Annotated in this window: 11 protein-coding genes and 2 pseudogenes; 6 read left to right on the forward strand and 7 right to left on the reverse strand. The window is 69.4% G+C overall.

Annotated elements, in window-relative coordinates; all coding sequences use genetic code 11:
- Positions 1-56 precede the first annotated feature (56 nt).
- The 3 genes and pseudogenes from BTZ20_RS27055 to BTZ20_RS01930 all read right to left on the reverse strand — a co-directional run bounded on the left by BTZ20_RS27055 (position 57) and on the right by BTZ20_RS01930 (position 2,255).
- On the reverse strand, positions 57-233 hold the full coding sequence (locus tag BTZ20_RS27055) for a hypothetical protein (RefSeq protein ID WP_189636567.1): 177 nt from the start codon (positions 231-233) through the stop codon (positions 57-59).
- A gap of 113 nt (positions 234-346) precedes the next feature.
- Positions 347-1,815, reverse strand: a pseudogene (locus BTZ20_RS01925) (peptide MFS transporter).
- 53 nt (positions 1,816-1,868) lie between these two features.
- Positions 1,869-2,255 carry a DUF3054 domain-containing protein gene (locus tag BTZ20_RS01930; protein WP_223263571.1) on the reverse strand — a complete coding sequence of 129 codons (387 nt, stop codon included), beginning with the start codon at positions 2,253-2,255 and terminating at the stop codon, positions 1,869-1,871.
- Between the two features lie 168 nt (positions 2,256-2,423).
- Between BTZ20_RS01930 and BTZ20_RS01935 the strand changes: the two genes are divergently transcribed.
- The gene (locus tag BTZ20_RS01935) at positions 2,424-3,968 is read left to right on the forward strand and encodes an FAD-binding protein (protein ID WP_077043404.1); all 1,545 of its coding nucleotides are present in this window, start codon (positions 2,424-2,426) and stop codon (positions 3,966-3,968) included.
- Positions 3,969-4,038: 70 nt separating this feature from the next.
- Here the strand turns inward: BTZ20_RS01935 and BTZ20_RS01940 are convergent, their stop codons facing one another.
- The 4 genes from BTZ20_RS01940 to BTZ20_RS01955 form a co-directional block, all read right to left on the reverse strand.
- Positions 4,039-4,590, reverse strand: coding sequence for a YceI family protein (locus BTZ20_RS01940; protein WP_077040183.1), 552 nt, complete (start codon positions 4,588-4,590; stop codon positions 4,039-4,041).
- A gap of 162 nt (positions 4,591-4,752) precedes the next feature.
- Positions 4,753-6,450: a 2-isopropylmalate synthase gene (locus BTZ20_RS01945; protein WP_077040184.1), complete on the reverse strand. Its 1,698-nt coding sequence runs from the start codon at positions 6,448-6,450 to the stop codon at positions 4,753-4,755.
- A gap of 208 nt (positions 6,451-6,658) precedes the next feature.
- Positions 6,659-7,870 carry a YbhN family protein gene (locus BTZ20_RS01950; protein WP_083742461.1) on the reverse strand — a complete coding sequence of 404 codons (1,212 nt, stop codon included), beginning with the start codon at positions 7,868-7,870 and terminating at the stop codon, positions 6,659-6,661.
- Positions 7,871-9,325 carry an adenylate/guanylate cyclase domain-containing protein gene (locus BTZ20_RS01955; protein WP_077040186.1) on the reverse strand — a complete coding sequence of 485 codons (1,455 nt, stop codon included), beginning with the start codon at positions 9,323-9,325 and terminating at the stop codon, positions 7,871-7,873.
- A 195-nt stretch (positions 9,326-9,520) separates the two neighbouring features.
- On the opposite strand from BTZ20_RS01955, the gene BTZ20_RS01960 reads away from it, so the two are divergent.
- The 5 genes and pseudogenes from BTZ20_RS01960 to BTZ20_RS01980 all read left to right on the forward strand — a co-directional run bounded on the left by BTZ20_RS01960 (position 9,521) and on the right by BTZ20_RS01980 (position 15,274).
- Positions 9,521-10,681, forward strand: coding sequence for an AI-2E family transporter (locus BTZ20_RS01960; protein ID WP_077040187.1), 1,161 nt, complete (start codon positions 9,521-9,523; stop codon positions 10,679-10,681).
- A complete protein-coding gene (macS, locus tag BTZ20_RS01965; RefSeq protein WP_077040188.1) occupies positions 10,678-11,871 on the forward strand; it encodes a MacS family sensor histidine kinase in 1,194 nt (397 codons plus the stop codon). The genes BTZ20_RS01960 and macS overlap by 4 nt, the downstream gene beginning before the upstream one ends.
- Positions 11,871-12,518 carry a response regulator gene (locus BTZ20_RS01970; protein ID WP_145982162.1) on the forward strand — a complete coding sequence of 216 codons (648 nt, stop codon included), beginning with the start codon at positions 11,871-11,873 and terminating at the stop codon, positions 12,516-12,518. The genes macS and BTZ20_RS01970 overlap by 1 nt, the downstream gene beginning before the upstream one ends.
- Before the next feature lie 42 nt (positions 12,519-12,560).
- Positions 12,561-13,267, forward strand: a pseudogene (locus tag BTZ20_RS01975) (DUF1707 domain-containing protein).
- A gap of 96 nt (positions 13,268-13,363) precedes the next feature.
- Positions 13,364-15,274 (forward strand): DUF2339 domain-containing protein, encoded by a 1,911-nt coding sequence (locus BTZ20_RS01980; protein WP_077040190.1) that lies wholly within the window; start codon positions 13,364-13,366, stop codon positions 15,272-15,274.
- The last annotated feature ends 2 nt before the right edge of the window (positions 15,275-15,276 follow it).

Raw genomic sequence — 15,276 nt, forward strand, 5'->3', positions numbered from 1 at the left:
TTGTTCGGCAGTGGTGTCAGTCCACAGCCGTGTTCACGGACTGACTGTCGTCGGGCTCAGATGCACCAGACGAGTGCGGCGGACCCGAGCGGGAGGCTGAAGCAGAGGGCAACCGAGCCAAGGGCGGGCGTAGCGGCCACGGTGTCGCTCGCGGAGGCGGCAGGGGCCGCGAAGACTCCGACTGTCAGGGCGATTGCGGTCGCAGCGAGGGTTTTCGTGAACTTGGTGGACATTGTGCTCACACCTTTTGATTGGGACGAACCTGCGGTCGAGCCACCCCTCATGGCTCCCAACCATCGTCCGCCCGATGCGACGCCACGCACAAGGGCGTGGCCGACGGCGGTTGCTAGTGCACCCCGCGCATCATCCGGCTGATCCACGGCGAGAGCAGGATCATCACGACGCCGACCGCGATCGAGGCCGCGCCGACCCAGGTGAAGTACGGCACCTCGTCGTTCTCGTTGTAGTACTTCGCCAGGGTGCCGGCCATCGACGAGCCCAGCGCAACGGACAGGAAGAACAGCGCGACCATCTGGGTGTGGAATGCCTTGGGCGCCAACTTGGTCGACAGCGAGAGCCCGACGGGGGAGAGGAACAGCTCGGCGAAGGTGAACAGCAGCAGGATGAACATCAGGCCCAACAGGGGGTGCTGTTCGGCCCGCCGCCCGCGAACGGCAGGAACGCGAGGAAGGCCAGGCCCATGATGATGGTGCCCGCCGCGAACTTGAGCGGTGAGGACGGCTGGCGGGGGCCGAGCTTCGTCCAGATCGCCGCGAACACGCCCGCGAAGATGATGATGAAGACCGGGTTGATGGACTGCACCCACGAGGCGGGGAAGTCCCAGCCGAACAGGTTGCGGTCCAGGCGCTTGTCGGAGTAGATCGCGACGACGGTGAACTGCTGCTGGAACAGGGACCAGAACGCGGCGCTGGCCAGGAACATCGGGATGAACGCGATGACGCGGCTGCGCTCGGTGCTCGTGATCTTCTTGCTGGTCAGGATCACCAGGAAATAGGTGATCGACGCTACGATCGTCAGGCCCACGACCACGTCGGAGAGGTTGTCGGTGGTGATGAGCCCGATCAGGCAGAGCACGAGGATCGCCAGGATCGCGACGGTGCCGAGGGCCGCGTACCGCAGCCGCTGCGCGTGTGGCATCGGGTTCAGCGGCCGCTCGCCGATCCCGGCGAGCCGCTTGCGGCCGAGCGTGTACTGGATCAGGCCAAGCGCCATGCCGATCGCCGCGAGCGCGAAGCCGACATGGAATCCCCACTCCTTCTGTGCCCACCCGGTCAGCAGCGGGCCGATCAGCGCGCCCAGATTGATACCCATGTAGAAGATCGAGAACCCGGCGTCGCGGCGGTCGTCGTTCTCCGCGTACAGGTCGCCGACCAGGGAGGTGGCGTTCGCCTTGAGTCCACCGCTGCCGACGGCGATCGCGATCAGGCCCACCCCGACGCCCGCCAGTCCAGGGATCACGGCAAGGGCGATGTGGCCGCACATGACCAGGATCGCGCTGTAGAAGAGGGTGCGCTCGGATCCCAGGATGCGGTCGGCGATCCAGCCACCGAGGATGGTGGAGAGGTAGACGGTGCCGCCGTACGCGCCGACGATGCTGGTCGCGGCGGCCTGGGAGATGCCGAGCCCGCCGTCGGCCACCGAGTAGTACAGGTAGTAGATGAGGATGCCCTGCATCCCGTAGAACGAGAACCGCTCCCACATCTCGACGCCGAACAGGTTCGCGAGCGCCACTGGCTGGCCGAAGAAGCCGTGGTCGGCCTTGGGATCACGGGGTGGCGAAGTGGTTTCGCTCATCGCCAAACTTTCTCATGACTGGGTGGTGAGGGGTGGGACTCGACGCCAACTTGTTAGGCGGCGGTCGAGCGCTTCCGGACGGCGGCGTAGATCGCGCGCCAGCCCAGCAGGAAAACCGCCAACACACTGGTCGCGACGATGATGAAGCTGAAGGCGGTGCCCTGACCGCCGATGACGCGCAGGATCATCCCGACCACCACCGTGCTCAGCCAGATGATCACCCCGGCAGGAACCACCGAGGCCGGGAGCGACTTGTTGCGATACAGCGCCGCGTTGGCCAGCCAGCCGGCCGCCAGCCCGCCGAGGAATGGCCACGCCGTGGTCGCCAGCCCGGCGAGGGCGTTCGCCTCGTCGTGGCTCCGTCGGCCGATCGCGCAGAACACGACCACCAGGACGATGTCGACGGCCAGGACGGCCAGGACGGGCGGGCGCTTGTTCACCGGTCCAGGGTAAGCCGCGGATCCCTTGGCGCCGAACCGGGATGTTCCCTCTGACTGGGACGTTGATGTGATGCAGGTCTCGCAGCCGCCTACCTTGGGCATACCAAGACGGTCCGGTCGAGCCGACGAATGCCGCCCTGGCGGGCGGCGGTGTGAGAGGTGCAGAGAATGGTGCAGTGGAACGAGACGTGTGACGTGCTGGTGGTCGGGTCGGGTGGCGGCGGCGTCACCGGCGCCTACACCGCGGCCCGCGAGGGTATGGACGTGATCCTGGTGGAGGCCACCGACAAGTTCGGCGGCACCACCGCGTACTCCGGCGGCGGCGGGGTGTGGTTCCCGTGCAACCCGGTGCTCACGCGCGCGGGCACCGACGACACCATCGACGACGCCCTCGAGTACTACCACGCCGTCGTCGGCGATCGCACCCCTCGTGACCTGCAGGACGCGTACGTCCGCGGCGGTGCCCCGCTGATCGAGTACCTGGAGCAGGACGAGAACCTCAAGTTCGAGATGCTGCCGTGGCCCGACTACTTCGGCAAGGCCCCCAAGGCCCGCCTCGACGGCCAGCGGCACACCATGCCGACGCCGCTGCCCGTCGCGGAGGCGAGCGAGCTGCGCGAGGTCGTGCGCGGGCCGCTCGACGTCGACCGGCTCGGCGCGCCCGCGCCCGACGACTACTTCATCGGCGGCCGGGCCCTGATCGCCCGGTTCCTCAAGGCGATCGCCAAGTACCCGAACGCCACACTGCACCTGAACACCACGCTGGTCGAGCTGGTGGTCGAGGACGGCACCGTGGTCGGCGGCGTTGTCGAGCGGGATGGCGAGCGCATCGCGATCCGCGCGCGCAAGGGCGTGGTGCTCGCGGCGGGCGGCTTCGAGGGCAACGACGAGCTGCGGCAGAAGTTCGGCGTGCCGGGCGAGGCCCGCGACACCATGGGCCCGTGGGCCAACCTCGGCAAGGCGCACGAGGCAGGCATTGCGGCAGGCGCCGACATCGACCTGATGGGCGAGGCCTGGTGGTCGCCCGGTATGACCCACCCGGACGGACGCTCCGCGTTCGCGCTGTGGTTCACCGGCGGCATCTTCGTCAACCAGGACGGCCAGCGGTTCGTCAACGAGTCCGCGCCGTACGACCGCCTCGGTCGCGACGTGATCCGTCAGCTCGAGGAGGGCACGGTCACCCTCCCGTACTGGATGATCTACGACAACAAGGAGGGCGAGGTGCCGCCGGTCAAGGCCACCAACGTCTCCATGGTCGAGACGGAGAAGTACCAGGCGGCAGGCCTGTGGCACACCGCGGACACCCTCGAGGAGCTCGCCGCGAAGATCGGCGTCCCTGCCGAGAACCTGGCCGCCACAGTCGCGCGGTTCAACGAGTTCGTACCCAAGGGCGTCGACGAGGACTTCGGCCGCGGCGACGAGGCCTACGACCGGGCGTTCTCGGGCGGCGAGCCGCCGCTGGTCACGATCGATCAGGGACCGTTCCACGCGGCCGCGTTCGGCATCTCCGACCTCGGCACCAAGGGCGGGCTGCGCACCGACACCGCGGCGCGGGTGCTCGACCAGTCGGGCAACGCGATCCCGGGCCTGTACGCCGCGGGCAACACGATGGCCGCGCCGAGCGGCACCGTGTACCCCGGCGGCGGCAACCCGATCGGTACCAGCATGCTGTTCAGCCACCTCGCCGTGCTCGACATGGCAGCGGGCAGCTAGCGACGCGAGAACGCCCCCGTCGCGCCCCAAGGAGGTGGGTCGCGACGGGGGCGTTGTTGCGCGTGGGGGATCAGGCCTGCAGGCCGGCCTCGATCTCCAGGGTGATGGTGATCTTGTCGCCCACCACCGCGCCGCCGCCCTCGAGCGGCATGTCGATGCTGATGCCGAAGTCCCTGCGGTTGATCACGGTGCTGGCCTCGAAGCCGGCAACCGGGCCGTGGCCCATGCCCGGGTTGACGCCGTTGAACTCGAGCTTGAGCTCGACCGGGCGGGTCACGCCGTGCAGGGTGAAGTCGCCGTCGACCACGAAGTCTTCGCCCTTGGCGCGCACGCCGGTGGAGGTGAAGGTGGCGGTCGGGAACTGCTCGGCGTCGAAGAAGTCGGCCGCGCGCAGGTGGTTGTCGCGCTGCTCGTTGTCGGTGGTGATGGAGGCGACCTGGATCTCGGCGGTGACCGACGGGGTGCCGTCCTCGGCGACGGTGATGGCGCCGGAGAACTCCTGGAAGCGTCCGCGGACCTTGCTGACCATCAGGTGCCGGACGGAGAAGCCGACGGTGGAGTGGCTCGGGTCGATGGCCCAGGTGCCGGTGGTCAGGGTGGGGAGGGCGATGGCGGTGGTCATGTGGACTCCTCGTAAGTAGTTCAAATTTCAAGCATGTGCTCCGTCCAACTGCGCCGCAGCCGTGGATATTTCCCCAAGGCGATGTGACCTGTAACACACAGAACCGCCGGCCGAGGGAATCGGCCGGCGGTCCTCCTGGGATCACCCGATGAGCACCAGGGATCAGTCGAGCGTTGCCGCGGCCAGCACCGCCCGCAGTGCCGACGCCGTGACCGACGACTCGATGCCCATACCCCACTGCGTCTTGCCGTTCATCCGGCACTGGGCGAAGGTGATGGCCTGCCCGCCCGCGCCCTCGGCGACCGACTGCAGCGACATCGCGAGCACCTCCACCGGGCAGCCGTGGTCGGCCAGGATCAGGGTGAGCGCCTCGACCGGCCCACTTGCCGAGGCCTCTCCGTTCACCTGCACGTCGCCGAGCGTCGCGCGGACGGTCAGGTGGTCGCCGTTCCCGAGGTGTTCGAGCGACCACTTGTCGAGGGCGCCGTGGTGGGCGTACTCGGCCGTCAGCAGCTTCCACAGTTCCTCCGCCGTCACCTCACCGCCGCCGTCGTCGGTGGTGTGCTGCACCCGTCGCGCGAAGTCGATCTGCAGGGCGCGCGGCAGGTCGAGCCCGTAACCGGTCTGCAGCAGGTACGCGACGCCGCCCTTGCCGGACTGGCTGTTCACCCGGATGATCGCCTCGTAGTCGCGGCCGATGTCGGCGGGATCGATTGGCAGGTAGGGCATCTCCCACGGCTGCTGTACTGGCTCCACTCCTGCCGCCTTCGCCGTCGCATTGTGCTTGGTGAACCCCTTCTTGATCGCGTCCTGATGGGTACCCGAAAACGCCGTGAACACCAGGTCGCCCACGTACGGGTGGCGCGGGTGGACATCGATCCTGTTGCAGTGCTCTGCCGTCCGCCGCACCGCGTCGAGATCGGAGAAGTCGATCATCGGGTCGATGCCCTGCGAATGCAGGTTCAGCCCGAGCGTCACGAGGTCCACGTTCCCGGTCCGCTCGCCGTTGCCGAACAGACAGCCCTCCACGCGCTGTGCGCCCGCGAGCATCGCCAACTCCGATGACGCGACGCCGGTGCCCCGGTCGTTGTGCGTGTGGACCGACAGGATCACCGACTCGCGGCGGTCGAGGTGCCGGTGCATGTACTCGATCTGATCGGCGAAGACGTTCGGCGTTGCCGTCTCGACGGTGGTCGGGAAGTTGTGGGAGACCGGCCGGTCCGGGCTGGCATCCCAGACTTCGGTGATGCTGTTGCAGATCTCGAGTACGAAGTCCGGCTCGGTCAGGTTGAACACCTCGGGGGCGAACTGGTACCGCATGCCAGGAATGGTGTCGCCGATGCGGGCCACGTACTCCACCGACTTCAGGATGTGGGCCAGCAACTCCTTCCGGTCCTGGCCCAGCACCATGGACCGCCACATCGGGGCCGTGGGGACGTAAACGTGGAGCACCACGTTGGCCAGGCCGCGCACCGACTCGAAGGTCCGATCGATCAGGTCGGGCCGCGCGGCGGTGAACGCCACGACCGTGACATCGTCCGGCACCAGGTCGAAGGTCACCAGGTCGCGGGTGAAGTCGAACTCGGCCTGGCTGGACGCCGGGTAGCCGCACTCGATCTCCTTGTATCCCATCCGGACCAGCTGTTCGAACATCAACCGCTTGCGGGCGGTGTCCATCGGTTCGGGGAGGGCCTGGTTGCCGTCGCGTAGGTCGACGGGCGCCCACAGCGGGGCTTCGGTGAGGCGATTGGACGGCCACTGACGCCCGATGCCGTCGTCCGGTGGCGTCGGCACCCGGTCGTAATGCGACCGGTAACGGTGCGAGGGCATACCGGACGGGACTTGGCGATTCCACTTCATGTCGGCTCCTTGGGTGAGAGGAGGCGGTCGACATACTCGAATCCCGCGGTGGAGAGGGGCCTGATCAATTCTTTCCGCGGCTCACGGCGTGTCGCCCGTACATGGCATGAGAGTTAGGCTATGTGAGATCGGCCACGGCGGAGAAGGCAATTGCCCGATTCGGGTAATGGGCACCCCGCAGGATGAGTGCGCTCGATCTACCCTCTGATCAGCTGTTTTCCCGGCGCTGTCGCTCGCCCTTCGGGCTCTCGAGTCCCTCGATCTCGACGGCAGGGGGCTCGTGCAGCGCCCGCTGTTCGCTGCGTTCGAGCTCGACATCGAACTCCAGATCCTCGTGCTGATGGCGACGGAAGAGGAAGAGGAAAACGATCCAGCCGACGATCGCGACCAGGATGAAGCTCACCCCGCGGTAGACGAAGGCGGCCGCAACGGCCTGCGAGGCGCTGATGCTGGCGGCGGTGGTGAGGGTGGCGATCAGGGTGGCGTCGACGAACACCAGGCCGCCCGGCGCGAGTGGGATGGTCGCGACTGCCTTGCCCGCCGCGAAGGCGATCAGCAGCCCGGACAGAGCGGGGTCGGCACCGATCGCGTAGCAGGCCGCGGCGAGACAGGCGATGTCCGCGACGCGGTGCACCGCGGACCAGCCGAGGGTGATCGCGCCGTCCCGCTTGCCCAACTGCACCGACTCGAGCTGCTGGAGCATCTCCCGCACCGTTGACATCCCGGTGTCGGCCGGCTTGTTGCGCATCGCGTTCACGCGCACGAGCGCCCAGCGGACTGCCGCCTCGATGGAGTTCGGATGCGCGGAGACGTAGCGGACGGCGAAGATCAGCGCGATCAGGCCGGCGATGGAGAAGGTCAGCGTGAAGGGGCTGACCGACCCGCCGACCAGCAGCGCGCCCCCGACCCCGATCAGCGCCAGCCCGATCCCCGCGATCACCCCGGAGATCGCCAGTTGCCAGGACGCGACGACGGGGCTTGCGCCCCACCGCCGGGTTTCCCGGTAGGTGAAGGCCGTCGAGAAGACCTGACCGGCGGGCAGCGTCACCGCCATCGCCGTGGACGCGTAGACCACCGAGACCGACTTGCGCTGGCTGACGGCCACCCCACCTGCCCGGAGCAGCTGCTTCTGAACGCGTCCGTAGCCACTGAGCGAGACGGCCTGCGCGACGATGCACGCGGCCAGCCAGCCCCAGTGGATCTCGGAGAGCGCGATCCAGGATTCGTGCAGTCGCGGCCACAGGTACACGCCCTCGGCGACGAGCAGAGCGATGAGAAGCACGCCAGCCACCCACTTGAGCCACCAGAACCGCCCGCGCGGGCGATCGGGTGCCGACCCCTCCGATGCGTGGGGGACGACCTCGCTCCGGTCGGGCTGCGGCGTTACCACCTGCCCAGCGTAACCAAGCACTTCACTCATCTAGGGATACTGGACCGGCCAGGCGAGGTGAGTGATCCGGTTGCGGCCACGCAGCTGCACCTGATCGCCCAGCTCCCACTCGGCCTGTTCCTCGTCGTCGGCGAAATACAGCGCACTGGTCGAGGCCAATACCCGGCTCGGCCGCAGTTTGGCCAGCTCGGTCAGCCGCGACGCCTCGTTGACCGGGTCGCCGATCACGGTGTATTCGAAACGCTCGGCGGCGCCGATGTTCCCGGCCACCGCCAGGCCCGCCGACACACCGATGCCGATGTCGAGCCCGGTGATGTCGTTGAGTGCGAACCGCAACTCCCTCGCCGCGGCCAGCGCCGCGGACGGTGCGTCCGGCCGGTCCAGAGGCGCCCCGAAGATGGCCAGCGCGGCGTCGCCCATGAACTTGTTGACGAATCCGTTGTGCTGGTCGACGACGTCGACGACGACCCGGAAGAACTCGTTGAGAAGCCGGACCACTTCGCCGGGGGGCTGTTCGGCCGCCGCGCCCGTCGAGCCGACCATGTCCACGAACAGCACGGCCACGAACCGGGTCTCGCCGCCCAGTTCGGTACCGAACTGCAGGGCCCGGCGCGCCACGTCCTCCCCGACGTGCTGGCCGAACAGCTCGCGGAGCAGCTTGCGCTCACCGGCGTCCTTCATCATCCGGTTGAACCCGACCTGCAGCCGGCCGATCTCGCTGCCGTCGAACACCTCCACCTGGACATCGGTTGCCCCGCGCTGCACCCGCTCGATGGCCCTGCGGAGCTGCCGGATCGGATCCGAGATCTGGCTGGCGGTGAGCATCGAGAGGGAGAACGCGGTGGTGATGGCCAGCCCGGACAGCAAGATGATCGCGATGGCCAGCGCGTTGGTCGAGAACTGCAGGTCGGTGCTCAGCTGGGTGGCGCACAGCAGGATGATCCCGATCACCGGCATCAGGGTGCCCAGCCCCCAGGTCATCGCCATCCTGGGCCCGACGCCCGGTGCCAGGAGGCGGTCGAACTGCCCCTCGCTCAGGGCCTTTGCCGCGACCGGCCGGAGGATCCGCTCGCCGAGCATGTAGGTGAATCCGAAGGTGGTGGTCGCCGCCATGCACACCGTCACGATCACGGCGACGGCGAGCTCCGGCATCTCCCAGACGGTGAGGAAGACGAACAGCACGCCACCGATTACCCAGAGGATCAGGTGCACGATCGCCTGGCGGAGTGGCGCGTGCAGCGCGGACATCTGCTCGCCGCGGGTCGGCGGGCCTCCGCGCAGCTGCCAGCGGATCACCGACCGCAGCATCATCGCTGCCGCGCCGAGGCTGACGATCCCGGCGAAGAACAGGTAGATGCCGAAGATGACGACGTTGCGGACGCGATCCGCGATGATCGCCTGCGACTCCGAGATGGGCAGGCCGTACCGGATGAAGGCCAGCACGAGGACCGCGCCGAAGAAGTTGGCCAGGATCATCGAGCCCATGTAGAGCGGCCATCGACTACGCATGGTCAGCGCGACCGCTCGATAGGAGGATGCCAGCACAGGACCAACTTAGTCGTGCGGTGCCTGTGTCGAGCGCACCGCGTCGACGCGGCGTGACCTGGACCTCATCGCCCGCCCTGCCGCGCCGATCTCCGCCTCCCGCACAACGACCCATCGGCCGATAGGCTCGCCGGGGTGAGCGCGAACGAGCCGCGATCGGATCTGCCGCCCTACGGTGATGCCAGGGCGGTGCACCCCATCGTGCGGGTGGGCGCCGAATGGACGTGGCGACTGCTCGTCCTCTTCGCAGGGCTGGTCACCCTCGGCTACCTGATCAGCAAACTGGACACGGTGCTCATCCCCGTCGGCCTGGCGCTGCTTGCCGCCGCCCTGCTCTACCCGCTGGTGGACTGGATGCAGCGCAGGGGAGTGCCGCGATCGGCGGGCGTGGTTGTGGTGCTCGTCGTCGCGATCGGTGTCGTCGCCGGGATCATGACCTTCGTCGTCGAGCAGTTCATCGCAGGCCTGCCGGAGCTGACCGACCAGTTCACCCAGTCCATCGATCAGATCCAGGATTGGCTGACCGCGGGCCCGTTCCACTTCTCCGAGGACCAGATCCGGCAGGCCGGCGATTCGGTGGTCAAGTCGATCCAGGACAACAAGGAGGCGGTGACCAGCGGCGCGCTGACCACCGGCAAGGTGATCGGGGAGCTGTTCACCGGCGCCGCGCTGACGCTGTTCACGGTCATCTTCTTCCTGTACGGCGGCGAACAGATCTGGGAGTTCGTCACCCGGGTGGTCCCCACGGCCTCGCGCGAGCGGGTCCGGCTGGCGGGTAGCCAGGGCTTCGGCTCCCTCGTCGGGTACGTCCGGGCCACCGTCGTGGTCGCGGCGGCCGACGCGGTGGGGATCGGGGTCGGGCTGGCCATCCTCGGTGTGCCGCTGGCGCTGCCGCTGGCCTCGCTGGTCTTCGTCGGCGCGTTCATCCCGATCGTCGGTGCCTTCGTGACGGGTTTCGTCGCGGTGCTCGTCGCGCTGGTCACCAAGGGACTGATCACCGCCCTGATCACCCTCGGCATCATCATCGGGATCATGCAGCTCGAGGGTCACGTGTTGCAGCCGTTGCTGCTCGGGCGCGCTGTCCGGCTGCACCCGCTCGCGGTGGTGCTGGCGATCACCACCGGCATCGTGCTCGCCGGGATCGTCGGCGGGCTGCTCGCGGTGCCGATCGTCGCGGTGCTCAACACCGCGATCCGGTCGCTGCTCTCCTCCGATCAGGAGGAGGTGCCGGACGAGGTGGAGGTCGCCGACCCGCGGATACCGCTCTTCCCGGCGACCCCCGACGACGTGCCGTGAGTTCTTTCGGCCCGCAGGAGGACCGGAAAGACTCACGGGCCACCGAGCCGCTGTGGCGGGCCGCGCAGGTCTTCCGGTTGGCCACGCTGGTGTACGCGGTCAGCTATCAGGTGGCGTCGGTGTCCGACTACACGCGGCCGACGCTGAGCTGGGTCATGGTCGCGCTGATGGCGGTGTGGTCAGGCCTCGCGGCGGTCGGGCTGTCCAGGAACACGGCGGCGCGTCGGTGGTTGGTCGCCGCCGACCAGGTGGTGGTCGTGGCGCTGATGGCCTCGACCCGGCTGGTGTCCGATCAGGACTGGTACTCCACGCATCAGACCCTGCCCACCACGCTGTGGGCCACGAACGCGGTGATCTCCGCGGCGATCCTCGGCGGGCCGTGGCTCGGGGTCGCGTCCGGGGCGGCGATCTCGGTGGCCAGCGCGCTGGTCCGGGGCCAGATCGATCTCGACCTGTGGCGCGACGCCACCGCGCCGATCCTGATCTCGGTGGGGCTCGCGCTCGGGCTGGCGGCCAACACCGCGCGGCGTTCGCACGCGCAGCTCGAGCAGGCCGCGCGACTGACCGCCGCAGCGGAGGCGCGCGAGCGGCTCGGACGCGAGGTCCACGACGGGGTGTTGCAGGTGCTTGCGTATGTCCGCCGCCGCGGCACCGAGATCGGTGGCCCGACATTGGAATTGGCGACGCTGGCGGGCGAGCAGGAGGTTGCGCTGCGGGAGCTGATCTCGGAGCAGGCGGCACCGTCCCCCGCAAGCGGGAGGTACCCCGAGCACGGCGCCGGTGACGTGGACCTGGGGCCGCTGCTGCGCGGCGAGGCGAGCACCACGGTGTCGGTGTCGGCGCCTGCCGTCCCCGTCTTGATGGCGCGGGAGCGGGCCGCGGAGGTCGCGGCCGTGGTGCGGACGGCCCTGTCGAACGTCGAGCTCCACGCGGGCGGGGGTGCGAAAGCCTATGTGCTGCTGGAGGACCTCGGCGAGGAGGTCGTCGTCTCCGTGCGCGACGACGGCGTCGGGTTCGCCCCCGGCCGACTCGCCGAGGCCGAGGCAGAGGGGCGAATGGGGGTGTCGCGCTCCATCCTCGGCCGGGTCGCGGACCTCGACGGCACCGTGACGCTGGAAAACGCCCCCGGCGAGGGTGTCGAATGGGAGATCAGGGTGCGCAAGCAGGCGTCGGGGAAGGGGAGAGCGTGATGGAGCCGCTGACGGTCATGGTGGTCGACGACCACCCCATCTGGCGGGAGGGGGTGGCCCGCGACCTCGAGGCGGCCGGCTTCGCGGTGGTGGCCACCGCGGACGGTGTGACGGCGGCGCGCACGCGCGCCGCGGCGGTGCGGCCCGCCGTGGTCCTGATGGACATGCAGTTGCCCGACGGCAACGGGGCGCAGGCGACGGCCGCGGTGCTGGCGGCATCGCCGGACTCGACCGTGTTGGTGTTGTCGGCGTCGGCTGAGCGTGAGGACGTGCTCGAGGCGATCAAGGCCGGGGCCACCGGATACCTGGTCAAGAGCGCCTCGGCCGCCGAATTGGTGGACGCCGTGCGGGCCACCGCCGCGGGCCAGGCGGTGTTCACCCCCGGCCTGGCGGGGCTGGTGCTCGGCGAGTACCGGCGCATCGCGTCCGGCCCCTCCGATGATCGCGCCCCCGAGGTGCCCCGGCTCACCGAGCGCGAGACGGAGGTGTTGCGGTTGGTGGCAAAGGGGCTGAGCGCCAAGCAGATCGCCACCCGGCTCACGCTCAGTCACCGGACGGTCGAGAACCACGTCCAGGCCACGCTCCGCAAGCTCCAACTCGCGAACCGCGTCGAGCTGACCCGGTACGCCATCGAACGCGGGCTGTAGAGCCGCTTCACGCCGGGCGGCGGAGCCGCATATCCTGGCGGCATGGATGCGAGGAATCTGCGGGTATCCGATGCGGAACGCGAGCACGTCGGGCAGCTGCTCCAGCGTGCGGTCGGGCAGGGGATGCTCTCGCTCGGCGAGTTCAGCGAACGCATGGACACCACGCTCGCCGCGAAGACTCGGGGCGAACTGAACGCGGTGCTCGTCGACCTGCCCGGGATACAGCTCGTCGGGGAGCACGCGCCGCAGGCCGCGCCCTACCCCCAGCTCGCCCCGTACCCCCAGCCCGCCCCGTACCCCCAGCCCGCCCCGTACGCGCAGCCGCATCCCCAGCCTCAGCCGCACTTCGCCCCCGCCGAGCCGTACCGGGGAACGGTCGGGCATCCGGGCGGCGTGGTGCGCGGACGGATGTCGACGGTGAAACGCCAGGGACCGTGGCAGGTGTCCCCGACGCTGCACGTGGACAGCATGATGTCCGACGTCACCCTTGACTTCACCGAGGCGATCATGACGAGCCAGGTCGTGGAGATCGTCGTGTCGGACTACTTCAGCTCCATCTCGATCGTCGTCCCGCCGGAGGCGACCGTCGACCTCAATGCCGTCGAGACGGTCGCGGGCAGCGCCACCAACAAGGTCCGCACCGGCCCCCGATCGGCCCGCTGCACGTCGTGGTGCGGGGGAAGGTGCGGTTCGGATCGCTGACCGCCAAGCACCCGTTCGGCACCACCTGGAAGCGGATGCTGGGCTGACCCAGGAGGGGTCCGTGTGGATCTCGCGCAAAACCCCCATTCCGATTGGGTAGGACTACTCATGTGATCGACGGCCCGTGCGCCGATCGTTGACGCATGGTCAATCTCGAAGGCAATTCTGTCGTAAGCCCCCAGATCGATCCGCAGTTGGTCGCGCGGCTGGCCGGCGAGTTCGACGCGCTCGGGCTGCACATGCGTGGTGTCGCCGAGGATCTGACGCGGCTGAGGTCGCAGCTCGAGGTCTCCGCGCCCCAGGCGGTGCAGGCGTCCGCGCAGCAGCCGGTCTACGCGGCGCAGCCCCCGGTTCCGCAGCCGCAGGTCCAGCGGCCGATGACACCGGCTCCGCCTGCGCCGCAGGCCGTTCCGCCGGTCTTCGCGCAACCCGACCAGTGGCCGCCGGTTCGCCCGCAGGCCGCCCGGCGAGAGCCCCGCGAGCCGTGGTGGCAGCGTGACGGCATGGTCAGCCGCGTGCTCGCCGTCGCGGGCGCGGCGGTGACCCTGATCGGCGTGTTGATGCTGCTGGTGCTGGCTGCGCAGGCCGGGTTCTTCGGCCCGGTGGCCCGGGTGAGCGCAGGCGCGGTGTTCGCTGTGGCCCTGGTCGCGGCGGGCATCCGCGTGTTCGGGCGCCCCGGCGGACGGGTCGGTGGCCTCGCCCTTGTCGGCACCGGCGTCGCGGGTGGGTACCTGGACGTGGTCGCCGCGACCTCGTACTACGGCTGGCTGCCGCCCGTCGTCGGCCTCGCGGTCGCCTTCGGGATCGCGGCGGGCGGAATGACGCTTGCGACGCGCTGGCAGTCGCAACCACTGGCTGCGCTCACCGTGGTCGCGGTGGCGGTGCTCGCCCCGGCCCTTGCGGACGGACTCACTGTCACCCTGCTCGTCTTCCTGGTTCTGCTCCAGGTCGCCGCGTTCCCGCCCCAGCTCGGCCGGGACTGGCCGTATCTGCATGCGGCACGGACGATTCCGGCGGTACTCGCAATGCTGATCGCGCTCGCCGACGCCACCTGGAACGGGGCCTCGCCGTGGACCGGTTGGCATCGCCCGGTCGCGGTGGCGCTGCTGGCCCTTGCGGTGGTGGTCGCCGTGGTCGGTGTCGGATCGGCGGTGGTGCTGGTGCGTCGGAACGCGTCTGACGTCACCGCGACGGTGATGCTCGCGCTCTCGATGCTGCCGCTGTTGTTCTCGGGCGGCGTCGCGGGCCGATGGACGGAGGTGGCGCTGCAGTGCGGGCTCGCGGCCGGGCTGCTCACCGTGCTGGCGTTGGTGCGCCCGCTGCCCGGGCACACCCGGGTCGCCGCCGCGGCGGTCGCGTCCCTTGCGGTGCTGCAGGCGAGCGCCGGTGCCAGCCCGCGGGACGCGCTCCCGGTGGTGCTGCTCGCGTTGGCGCTCGGACTGGTCGCGGTCGCCGGTCAGACCCGTTCCCGGATTGCCTACTGCGCCGGGATCGGGTTCGGGTCGATCGGTGCGCTGCTGTTCCTCGACGCCGCGCCGCCGGAGTCACTGGTGAACCAGGCCGACGCGGTCGGCTCGCTCGCCGTCATCGCGTCCGGCTCGATGCTGGCCACCCTGATGGTTCTCGTTGTCGGGCAGGCGCATTCCATGGGTCTACTCGACGATCGCCGGGCCGATGTTGCCTGGGTCGCGGCCGGAATCGGCGCCCTCTACGCGGGCACTGCGGCGGTGGTGGCCGCCGGTGTCGCGGCGCTGGGTGCCGACAGGGGCTTCATCGCCGGGCACTGCGCGGCCACCCTGATCGCGATGGTGCTCGCGACGGTGTCGCTGCGGTGGGGGCTCGCGCACCCGGAGCGGGCTCATCTCGCGCTCGGCGCGGGCCTCACCCTGACCTTCGCGGCCCTTGCCAAGCTCTTCCTGTTCGACCTGGCGACGCTGGACGGGATGTTCCGCGTGCTGGCGTTCATCGGGGCCGGGCTGTTGCTGCTGGCAGCGGGGACCCGGTACGCCCGGGCCTTCGCCGAGGGCGCACAGCGCGGTCGGGTGCAGACATAGCC

It is taken from the genome of Rhodococcus sp. MTM3W5.2 (assembly GCF_001984015.1).
Taxonomy (GTDB): Bacteria; Actinomycetota; Actinomycetes; order Mycobacteriales; family Mycobacteriaceae; genus Rhodococcus_G; species Rhodococcus_G oryzae.